At 66.9% G+C, this 6,064-nt stretch carries 3 protein-coding genes; 1 reads left to right on the top strand and 2 read right to left on the bottom strand.

Annotated features, from left to right (window positions below; genetic code table 11):
- Window positions 1–357: 357 nt before the first annotated feature.
- Window positions 358–1,332 carry an RluA family pseudouridine synthase gene (locus tag GIW57_RS19825; RefSeq protein ID WP_100553008.1) on the bottom strand — a complete coding sequence of 325 codons (975 nt, stop codon included), beginning with the start codon at window positions 1,330–1,332 and terminating at the stop codon, window positions 358–360.
- 406 nt (window positions 1,333–1,738) lie between these two features.
- Between GIW57_RS19825 and GIW57_RS19820 the strand changes: the two genes are divergently transcribed.
- The gene (locus GIW57_RS19820) at window positions 1,739–4,987 is read left to right on the top strand and encodes an Rne/Rng family ribonuclease (protein ID WP_236512439.1); all 3,249 of its coding nucleotides are present in this window, start codon (window positions 1,739–1,741) and stop codon (window positions 4,985–4,987) included.
- A 194-nt stretch (window positions 4,988–5,181) separates the two neighbouring features.
- Here GIW57_RS19820 and GIW57_RS19815 read toward each other — a convergent pair whose 3' ends face one another.
- Window positions 5,182–6,063 carry an endonuclease/exonuclease/phosphatase family protein gene (locus GIW57_RS19815; RefSeq protein WP_236512437.1) on the bottom strand — a complete coding sequence of 294 codons (882 nt, stop codon included), beginning with the start codon at window positions 6,061–6,063 and terminating at the stop codon, window positions 5,182–5,184.
- Between the last annotated feature and the right edge of the window lies 1 nt (window position 6,064).

Below are 6,064 nucleotides of genomic sequence, written 5' to 3'. Positions count from 1 at the left end.
GACCCCGCCCGCGCCCCGTCATTTTTCCGTGCGTGCCAGCCGCGCGATGAAAGAATGAAAAGCGAAGCCCGCGCTGCGCGCGTGAGTCGAGCATGGCTCGACTCTACCCGGGCCGCCACGCGGCCCGGGTCTGCTTTTCTTCTTTTGATGTTCCGTGGCTGACGCGCACGCGATCTGTCGAAGGTCGGTCCGGATGGGTTGGCGGGGGTGTCCGCGGCATGGATGCCGCGGCCAAGCCCCCAGGGATGGGTTCACGGCGTCCCCCGCCAACCCATCCGGACCGACCAAAACCGGAATCCCGCTTTGGACGCCAGCCACGAGGGGGCTCCGCCCGTTGGCCGGTCAGCCCCGCAGGGGCTACTTCAGCCTGTCCAACGCCTCGACCAGCTCATCCGCCAGCGGCGCGCTCAGCACATACGGGCTCTTGCCGTCGTCCAGCGCGAACTCCAGCGACGCGGCATGCAGGAACAGGCGCTTCAGCCCGATCTGCTCACGAAGCCGCTTGTTGACCGCAGGATCGCCGTATTTGTCGTCACCGGCCACCGGATGCCCCAGATGCTGGGCATGCACACGGATCTGGTGGGTGCGGCCGGTTTCGATGCGTACCTCGCAGTAGGAATGGCCGCCCTTCCGCTCCAGCACCCGGAAATGACTGATGGATTCCTTGCCGATCGCGTTGACCTGCACATGACGCTCGCCGCCTTGGCGCAGGCCCACGTGCAACGGCGCATCGACCGTCATCACACCGTCCGGCATGCGCCCGGCAAGCAGGGTCAGGTAGCGCTTGCGGATGCCGGAGCCATGGTCTTCACGCAGCAGCGCCTGCAGCTCGCTCAGCGCCGAACGCTTCTTGGCCACGATCAACAGGCCCGAGGTATCACGGTCCAGCCGGTGGACCAGCTCCAGGGTCTGCCCGGGGCGCAGGGCACGCAGGGTTTCGATGGCGCCGAAACTGATACCGCTGCCGCCGTGGCTGGCGACGCCGGTCGGCTTGTTCAGCGCCAGCAGGCGGGCGTCTTCGAAGACGATGGCCTGCTCCAGCCGACGCATGAACGCCTCGGGCGGACCCGCCTTGTCTCCTTCTTCAGTGAGACGAACCGGCGGTATCCGCACTTCGTCGCCGGCCTCCAGCTTGCGCTCGGCCTTGGCGCGGCCGCCATTGACGCGCACCTGGCCGCTGCGGACCAGCTTGTAGACAAGGCTGCGCGGGGCACCCTTGAGCTGGCCGAGCAGGAAATTGTCCAGGCGCTGGCCGGCGCGGTCGGCCGGAACGGTGATCATGCGCACGGAAGGCTTGTCGCCGGCCGGCTTGGTGGGGTCTTGTGCAGTCATCAGCCTGTTTATTCTGTTACACTCGGGGGGCGAGATAAGGGATTGATTTCGTTGGAAGTTACTCAGGGCCAGAAGCCCCGCTTCCGACGAATCCGGCACAGTGCGCGACCACCGCCCGCGGGGCGGCCATGTTAGCGGCTCACCGGCGTTCCCGGCCATCGCCGATTGCCTGACACGCAGTCGCGCTGAACATGTCCCGTGCGGCGCTCCAGCCTGGCTGACAGCTGCCTCCGGCCCTGCAACACCCAAAACCAGAAAATTGAAGCGCTCCCGCGGCCTGCCGTGGTGTCGTAGCGCTGGAAACCCAAGCCGCCCTCCCCGCGCTTGCGCGAATGGGCGGCGAGCCGTGTCCAGAGGCGAAACTCCATGGCGTTCCGCGCGGTAGCCGCTTGCGAGGAACGCAACAATGAAGCGAATGCTGATCAACGCCACGCAGGCTGAAGAGCTGCGTGTTGCCATCGTGGATGGCCAGTCGTTGTATGACATCGACATCGAGCAGCCGTCCAAGGAACAGAAGAAGTCCAACATCTACAAGGGCCGGATCTTCCGTATCGAGCCCTCGCTGGAAGCGGCCTTCGTTGAATACGGTGGCGGCCGCCACGGCTTCCTGCCGCTGAAGGAAATCTCCCGCGATTACTTCCAGGCCGGTGTCGACCACAACAAGGCCGGCATCCGCGAGCTGCTGAGGGAAGGCCAGGAAATCGTCGTCCAGGTCGACAAGGAAGAACGTGGCAACAAGGGCGCTGCCCTGACCACGTTCATCTCCCTGGCTGGCCGTTACATGGTGCTGATGCCGAATTCGCCCAGCGCCGGTGGTGTTTCCCGTCGCATCGAGGGTGAAGACCGGGCCGCCCTGAAGGACGCCTTGGACAAGCTGAACATCCCCGACGAAATGGGCGTCATCATCCGTACCGCCGGCGTCGGCCGCGATGCGGAAGAGCTGCAGTGGGATCTGGACTACCTGCTGAACGTCTGGCGCGCCATCGCCGAAGCCGCCCTGAGCAAGCCGGCCCCGTTCCTGATCTACCAGGAATCGCGCCTGATCGTGCGCGCCCTGCGTGACTACCTGCGCGCCGACATCGGCGAGATCCTGGTGGACACCGAGGAGATGTACGAGCACGCCAGGGAGTTCATGCAGCAGGTGATGCCGCAGACCCTGCGCAAGCTCAAGCATTACAAGGACGACATCCCGCTGTTCAACCGCTTCCAGATCGAATCGCAGATCGAAGGCGCCTACGAGCGCAACGTGCGCCTGCCGTCGGGCGGCTCGATCGTGGTCGACCAGACCGAAGCGCTGACGGCCGTCGACGTCAACTCCTCGCGCGCCACCAAGGGCAGCGACATCGAGGACACCGCGTTCCAGACCAACCTGGAAGCGGCCGAAGAAGTGGCCCGCCAGCTGCGCCTGCGCGACCTCGGCGGCCTGGTGGTGATCGACTTCATCGACATGGCGTCCAACAAGCACCAGCGCGAAGTCGAGAACCGCCTGGCGAACGCGCTCAAGTACGACCGTGCACGTGTGCAGGTCGGCCGCATCTCGCGCTTCGGCCTGCTGGAAATGAGCCGCCAGCGCCTGCGCCCGAGCCTGGGCGAATCCAGCCAGATCGTCTGCCCGCGTTGCGATGGCCATGGCCGCATGCGCAGCGTCGAGTCGCTGTCGCTGTCGATCATCCGCGTCGCTGAAGAGCATGCGATGAAGGAGAACACCGGGCAGGTGCTGGTACAGGCGCCGGTGGAGATCGCCAATTACCTGCTGAACGAAAAGCGCGGCGCGCTGGGCGAAATCGAGAAGCGCCACGAGGCGCCGATCGTGATCGTTGCCGACGAGCAGCTGCACACCCCGCATTACACCGTCACCCGCCTGCGCGACAACGAACTGGGCGAGGAAAGCGGCAAACCAAGCTACCAGCGCGGTACCCCGCGCAAGCTGCCGGTACACGCGCTGACCAAGGGCCAGCTGAACATCCCGCCGCCGATGGTGACCCAGGTCAAGCACAACTCCCCCGCCCCGGTGCGGGACGAAGTGGAACCGACCGCAGCGCCTGCACCCGCACCGGTGGCCGCAGTGGCTCCGGCTGCTGCCGCCAGTGGCGGTGTGGTTGGTTGGCTGAAGCGCATCTTTGGCGGCGAGCCGGCACCGGCGCCCGCACCGGCCCCGGCCGCACGTCAGCCGCAGCAGGATGGCGGCCGTCGTGACCGCAACAAGGATCGCAACAAGGACCGCAAGGACCGTCGCGAGGACAGCCGTGGCAACGGCGGCAATGGCAATGCGCAGCAGCAGAAGGACGGCGGCAACCGCAAGGACCGCGGTGAGCAGCGCAAGGATGGCCGCAACGGCGGCAACCAGGCCAATGGCAATGGCAATGGCCAGCAGCAGCCGCAGCAGCAGGGCAAGCCGAAGGATGCCCAGCAGCAGCCGCAGCAGAACAAGCCGCGTAACGAACAGGGCCAGGGTCAGGGCCAGCAGCAGCCGAAGCTGAAGCAGCCGAAGCAGCCGCGCCCGCAGGACGGTGACAAGCCGGCCGAGAAGCCGCAGCGTGCCGCTGCCGAATCCCCGGCTGATGTCGTGACCGCAGCAGCTGCCGTGGCTGCCACCACTGCGGTTGCCGCCACGGCCGTCGCGCAGGAAGAGAAGGCACTGGCACCCGCCGTTGCCACTGAAAACGCGGTCGACACTGTCGCGGCCGTGGATACCACCGCCGCTGCGACCGACGCCGAGGTCGTGGTTGCGACCGGGGCTGTCGAAGACGCAACGACCGATGCAGCGGGCGATCAGACCGGCGAAGGCGCAACGCGCCGCCGCCGTGGTCGTCGCGGTGGTCGTCGTCGTCGTCGTGGTGGTGCCGAGAACGCCGCAGGCGGTGACGTGCTGGGTGATGACATGGACGACGGCGATGATGCCGAGGGCGAAGACAACGACGGCGATTCTGTCGAGCAGACTGCACAGGCTTCGGTGAACAGCCCGGTTGCCGCCGTGCAGCCGTCGCGTTCGCAGCCGGAATTCGATTTCGATGACGAAGTCGAGCCGGCCGCCGCTGATGCCGGCAAGCCGGCACGTGCACCGGTTGCGGTAGCCGCCGCAGTTGCTCCGGTCGCTGCCGTCAGCAGCGCCGTGGTCGAAGCAGCCGCTCCGGTGGCAGCCACGGTGCAGACCCCGGCTCCGGTGGAAGCCGTCGCCAAGGTCGAACCGACCCCGTCGCCGGTGCAGACCAGCATGCTGGATGCCATCGACGCGGCGACGCCCGTGCAGCCCGCACCTGAAGCGGCTCCGGTGATCGAGGCGAAGCCGCCGGTGGTCGAGACCGCTACCGTGGTCGAAGCAGCCCCGGTCGCTGAACCGACCGCGGTGGTCGAAGCCGCACCGGTAGCCGAGCCGAAGCCGGTGGTGGCTGACGTTGCGCCGGTGGTGGAAGCTGCTCCGGTGGTCGAACCAAAGGACGAGGTTGAAGTCGCCCCGGTCGTCGAGCAGCCGGCAACCCCGGTGGCTGTCGAAGCCGCACCGGTGGAAACCGCTGCACCGGTCGCCGATCCGGTCGTTCCGGCGGCGGTCGACCCGATCGCCGATGGCCATGCCGACGCTGCCGCACAGGCCGCCGACGCGCAGGCTTCGGAAGAAGACGAGGACGCCGGCAAGCGCACGCCGCCTGCCGCCTGATCGATCGTTGATCGGCAACAAACGAAACGGCGGGGATCGATGATCCCCGCCGTTTTTTTTGTGCGTCTGGCGCCCACCATCCCCTACCATCAAGAGGGCAGGCCCTGGTAGAGGCCAACCTTGGTTGGCGCCGTGGGTTTCATGCACGCGACAGCGCCTGTGCCAACCAAGGTTGGCCTCTACCGAGGCGTGCGTCAGTTTGCTGGCGCTAACTGCAGCCGGGTCCACACCCCGTAGTGATCCGATGCCCAACGGCCGCCGTCATCCGGCTGGTCGAACAGGATCTTCGCTTCGCGCGCGACCATCTGGTCCTGCTGGAAGAAGATGTGGTCGATCCGCGACGGCGCCTGGTAGTAGTGTCGGTTGAGCGTACTGACACCGGCCAGGTCGGTGTTGACGTGCACGCTGCCGTAGCTGTCGCCGTAGTGGCTGCGCAGCTCGCTCAGATCGCCGGCATCGACCAGTGCATTGAAGTCGCCGGCAATCACCACCGGCGCACCCGCAGCGCTGCCGGCAATGAAACGCAGCAGGTCCTCGACCTGGCTGCGGCGGATGCGCTGGCCGGCGTCGTCACTGCGCTCGTTGAGATGGGTGGCATAGACATTGACCGGCTGGCCGTCCACGTCGATGCGCAGATGGGCCACAGTGCGGTAGTCATCCAGCGGCAGCAGCAGGTGCTCGCCACGGGCCAGTATCGGGCGCCGGGTCAGCAGCGCATTGCCGTAGCGCTTGGGCGCTCCCACCGGATCGGTGGACACGAATACGTAGCGGTAACCGAGCTGGCTGGCCAGCCACTGCGCCTGGTTTCGCACGTCGCGCTTCTGGATCACTTCCTGCAGCGCGATGGCATCGGGCTGCAGGCGCTTGAGCTCGGCCACGATCGTGCGACGGCGGCTGGGCCAATCCTCGCGGTCATGGTGCAGGTTGAACGTCACCATGCTCATGCCGGGTTCGCTGACGGCCGCCGCGTTGGCCGCGGCGACCGGCGCAGCGGCTGCGGTCAGCCCCGGCAGGGCCAGCGCGATCGCCAGCCCCAGCACGCCGAGACGGCGGCCGATCCCGATCGGTTGACGCATG

Source organism: Stenotrophomonas sp. PA-6-5C (assembly GCF_021605635.1).
Classification (GTDB): domain Bacteria; phylum Pseudomonadota; class Gammaproteobacteria; order Xanthomonadales; family Xanthomonadaceae; genus Stenotrophomonas; species Stenotrophomonas lactitubi.
This window is presented reverse-complemented; position numbering and strand designations above follow the sequence as displayed.

Excerpts from the sequence above, each read along its gene's own strand:
- GIW57_RS19825 (WP_100553008.1), bottom strand. The coding sequence starts at position 1,332 with ATGACTGCACAAGACCCCACCAAGCCGGCCGGCGACAAGCCTTCCGTG.
- GIW57_RS19820 (WP_236512439.1), top strand. The coding sequence starts at position 1,739 with ATGAAGCGAATGCTGATCAACGCCACGCAGGCTGAAGAGCTGCGTGTT.
- GIW57_RS19815 (WP_236512437.1), bottom strand. The coding sequence starts at position 6,063 with ATGCGTCAACCGATCGGGATCGGCCGCCGTCTCGGCGTGCTGGGGCTG.